Annotated in this window: 4 protein-coding genes and 1 pseudogene; 2 read left to right on the top strand and 3 right to left on the bottom strand. The window is 73.6% G+C overall.

The features are described from left to right. Together IE287_RS37945 and IE287_RS37940 are read right to left on the bottom strand one after the other, a co-directional pair. Positions 1–695 (bottom strand): PAS domain-containing protein (locus IE287_RS37945; protein ID WP_189853987.1); only part of this gene is annotated, 695 nt, incomplete at its 3' end. 183 nt (positions 696–878) lie between these two features. Continuing rightward, the gene (locus IE287_RS37940) at positions 879–2,174 is read right to left on the bottom strand and encodes a PAS domain-containing protein (RefSeq protein WP_189853986.1); all 1,296 of its coding nucleotides are present in this window, start codon (positions 2,172–2,174) and stop codon (positions 879–881) included. 260 nt (positions 2,175–2,434) lie between these two features. Between IE287_RS37940 and IE287_RS37935 the strand changes: the two genes are divergently transcribed. Both IE287_RS37935 and IE287_RS37930 read left to right on the top strand, forming a co-directional pair. Then, positions 2,435–2,914 carry a BlaI/MecI/CopY family transcriptional regulator gene (locus IE287_RS37935; RefSeq protein WP_189853985.1) on the top strand — a complete coding sequence of 160 codons (480 nt, stop codon included), beginning with the start codon at positions 2,435–2,437 and terminating at the stop codon, positions 2,912–2,914. A gap of 326 nt (positions 2,915–3,240) precedes the next feature. Beyond that, positions 3,241–3,936, top strand: coding sequence for a response regulator transcription factor (locus tag IE287_RS37930; protein WP_189853984.1), 696 nt, complete (start codon positions 3,241–3,243; stop codon positions 3,934–3,936). Positions 3,937–3,949: 13 nt separating this feature from the next. On the opposite strand, the pseudogene IE287_RS37925 reads toward IE287_RS37930, so the two are convergent. Then, a pseudogene (locus IE287_RS37925) lies at positions 3,950–4,060 on the bottom strand (class E sortase); the annotation flags it as partial.

Genomic DNA, 4,060 nt, shown 5'->3' with positions numbered 1-4,060 from the left:
GCGGTCGTGAGGTCGACCGGGACCCGCTCGCCGGCCTTGGACCACAGGACCTGGCCGCGCACGCGGTGCTTGCGGCCGGACTTGAGGGTGTCGGCGAGCGGCGAGTCCTCGTACGGGAACGGGGTGCCGTCGGCGCGCTTGGCGAGGATCAGCGGGTGCAGCTCGGCCCCGTCGAGCTCGTCGGCGCGGTAGCCGAGGATCTGTGCGAAGGCGGGGTTGACGAGGACGACCCGGCCGTCGGTGTCGGTGCCGACGACGCCCTCGGCGGCGGCCCGCAGGATCATCTCGGTCTGCCGCTGCGAGCGGGCCAGCTCGGCCTCGGTGTCGAGGGTGCCGGTGAGGTCGCGCACGACGAGGACCAGCAGCGCGTCGTGCGCCCCGGTCGCGTCCTCCGGCGCCAGGCCGGTGCGGGTCACCTCGACGGGGAACGCGCCGCCGTCCGTGCGCCGGGCGGTCGTCCGGGCCGGCACGGACCGGCGGTCCGTGCCGGCGCCGCCGGGACGCGGGTCGAAGGAGGGCAGCATCCCGCGCAGCGGGCGTCCGGCGAGGGGGATGCCGGGGGCCGTGAACATGCGGTGGGCGCGGGTGTTGGCGTGGACGACCGTGCCGTCGTGGTCGACGAGCACGAGACCGTCGGGGAGGGCGTCGAGAACGGCGGCGAGGCGGGCGGTGCCTCGGGGGAGGGGCAGGTCCATGGCGACGTTTCCTTTCCGGGCCGCGGAACCGGGAGGGGGTGGTGGCCACCTAACCATCCGTCGATGGCATGAAGGGGTCGCGCGGGTCCCGGCGGAGGATCTTTAAGGGTGTCTTGAGGCCATGCTCAGACAGGCATGAGGTGCCATATTCTCGTCCGCGCACCGGCGCGCGCGGTATGTGTGTCAGTCCACGGCGGGGGAGGACGGCACCGCGGGCACGGCCGCCGGCAGGGCGCGGTGGCGTCCGGTGGGCCGGCCGGGGTCCTCCGACGGTTCCCCGCCGCCCGCAGCGCCGTCCCGCACGCCGGCCCGCACCACGTCGTCGATGAGCACCGTGCGCCGCCGCGGCCCCCTCGGCGGGCCGTCCGGCCCGGACGGCCGGGCGCGGGTGTGCGCCAGGGCCATGGTCATGCGCAGGTCGCCGGCGAGGGCGTCGAGGCTGACGGCCGCCTCGGGCCACAGGGGGCGGGAGGGGTCCCCGGCGAGCCGGCTCAGCTCGGTGTGCAGGTGGTGGAGCGCCCCCATGAGGGGGCCGGCGAGGAAGTCGGTGAGCGCGCGGCCGTGCTCGGCGGCCCGTGCGGTCCGCTCCCGCTGGGCTTCGAGTTCGGCCCGGTGGTGCCGCAGGAGCCGGGTCTGCGCGGCCGCGTGCTCGTCGGCGAGCCGCTCGTAGGGCCGGCGGTCGGTGAGCGCGACCACCGCCCCGACGACCTCCCCGCGCTCGGTGACCGGCCGGACGGCGACGTCCGCGGTCAGCCGGACGCCGTCGCCCGTCCTCAGCTCCTGGGCCGGGAGCCGGCTCGCGCGGCCGGTGCGGAGCGCCCGCGACAGAGGGGTGTCCTCGGCGGGGAGGGGTTCGCCGTCGGGCCCGAGGTGGACGAGCCGGGTCCGCAGCTCGTGGCCGCCCAGCTCCGCGGCCTTCCCGCCGAGCAGCCGGGCGGCGGCCGGGTTGACCAGGTCGATCCTGCCCTCGGCGTCGGTCCCGATGAGCGCCTCGTCGGCGGTGCGCAGGACGGCCTCGGCCTGGAGCAGGGCGCGGGTGAGCTCCGCCCGGGCGTCCTCGGCGGGGGTGACGTCCCTCACCGCGATGACCAGCGAGGCGCCGTAGGGGATGCCGTCGTGGAGGGTGTGCCGGTCGAGCAGGACGGTGCCGATCTCGGCGGCGAAGGTCCTGCCGTCGGCGGTCCGGCCGGTGGTCCGGTGCCGGGCGGTGCGCGTGCCCCCGGGGTGTCCGGCGTCCGGCGGCACCCGGGTCAGGTTCCAGTCGAAGGCGGGGAGGAAGTCCAGGACGCCCCGGCCCTCGACCGCGTGCCGCTCGCGGCCGAGCAGGGCCGCCGCCGCCAGGTTCGCACCGACCACGGTCCCGTTGTCGTCCACGATCAGCACGGCGTCGGGAAGGAGGTCCGCCACTCCCGCGCGGGGCAGGGGCGGAAGGGTCGTCGCCCCGGCGGAGACCGGGTTCTGGCTGTCGTCGAAGTTCACCGCTGATTTCTTCCTGCCGGTCCGTTCGCTCCGCCGCCGGGGCGCGGAAGCGGAGAACGCGGGCGTCTTTGTTTATGGCGTCATGACACCGTCTGGAATTGGTCGAATGACCAATAGAAATGCCTCATGGCATGGAGACAGCGAAATCCCTGGGTGTGGGGCCCATGCCTTAGAGTGGTCGTCGGCCAAGGCCGTCGGCGATGTGGTGCGAACCGTCGGCTCGGAGGGGTCCCCACCGTTCATTTGGCAGAGAGAGAAGCATGCCGGGAGAAACAGAACTCACGTCCGCGTACAGCAGCAAGGTCGCCGGCGACCTCGAGCGCAACGCGGAGGAGCAGGAGCGGATCCGCGGCGAAATCGCCCGCCTCACGGCCGAACTCGACGCGCTCGAGCACGACCACGGCGTTCTGCTGAACATCCGGAAGGCGCTGAGCGCCGAGACGCCGCTTCCCGGCCGGAACGTCCCCCGGCAGAAGGGCGGAAAGAACGGAAAGGGCGGAAAGGCCTCCGGTGCGGGCAGGATCACGCTGGTCGAACTGATCCGCAATCACCTCGCCGCCGGCGGCGCTCCCTGTTCCGCCTCGGAGATCACGGCCGCGCTCAGCGCGGAGCACCGCGACCGCCACATCCAGACCACGGTCGTGCGCACCTCCCTGGAGAACCTGGTCGCGAAGGGGCAGGCGCGCCGCAGCAAGCAAGGGTCCTCCGTCCTCTACACCGCCGCCGTCCCGGCGAAATAGGGCACCTGCCCTTTCCGGGGCCTTTCCCGCCGTCGTGTCCCCGTGCCCGTGAGGGCGGGAACGCGGCGGCTTCTTCTCGTTGCACCACCCTCCTCGAGGGGCGTCGTCGTGACCGCGGCCGTGCGAGCCGTGGCACATGCCATCCTCCCCCACGCGGTGCGCGGCGGCGGTTAAAACGGGCTTTCCGATGCCTTAAAGACCCTTAACGAGGAGGCGGGGGCGGCGGTCCCCGCAGCACGGGGCGGCCGACCCCTCCCGTCATGTGGCACATGTGTACGACCGCCCCGGCACATGGCCCGACATGTTCATCCCGTAGCGTGCCCCGCATGGCAAAGGTGCTTCTCGTCGAGGACGACGTGTCCGTCCGGTCCGCCCTGCAACGGTGCCTCGCCGGTGCCTCGTACACCGTGCGGGAGTGCGGGACGGGGCTGGACGCGCTCCGCGCCGTCCTGGACGAACGGTTCGACCTGATGGTCCTCGACCTGGGCCTCCCCGACCTCGACGGCCTGGAGATGCTCCGGATGCTCCGGACCGTCTCGGACATCCCGGTCGTCGTCGCCACCGCCCGCGCCGACGAGCGCGAGATCGTGCGCGTGCTGGGCGTCGGGGCCGACGACTACCTGGTCAAGCCCTTCTCCGTCGAGCACCTCATCGCGCGCATGACCGCCGTCCTGCGCCGGGCGGCCTCCGCCGCCGGGGGCGGGTACGCGGACGTCCTGCGGGTGGGCGGGCTCGTCGTGGACGCCGCGCGCCGCGAGGCCTTCCTCGACGGCGACGTCCTCGACCTGACGCAGAAGGAGTTCGACCTCCTCGCCTTCCTGGCCCGGCGCCCCGGCGTCGTGGTGGCGCGCGGCGAACTCTTCACCCAGGTGTGGCTGCGGAGGTACGGCGGGGAGCGCACCGTCGACGTGCACCTGTCGTGGCTGCGGCGCAAGCTCGGGGAGACGGCGGCCCGGCCCCGCTACCTCCACACGGTCCGGCACGTCGGCGTCAAACTGGAGGCGCCGCGGCCGGCGGCGTGAGCCCCGGACGCGGTCAGCCCACGAGTGCGGCGGGTTTGCCCTTGCTGCGTGGTCGTTCCTCGACGAGCTTTCCCCAGACGATCATGCGGTAGGTGCTGGTGAACTCGGGGGTGCAGGTGGTGAG

This window comes from Streptomyces omiyaensis (assembly GCF_014650895.1).
Classification (GTDB): domain Bacteria; phylum Actinomycetota; class Actinomycetes; order Streptomycetales; family Streptomycetaceae; genus Streptomyces; species Streptomyces omiyaensis.
Note: the sequence above shows the minus strand (reverse complement) of the source record. Positions and strands in the feature narration are given on the sequence as shown.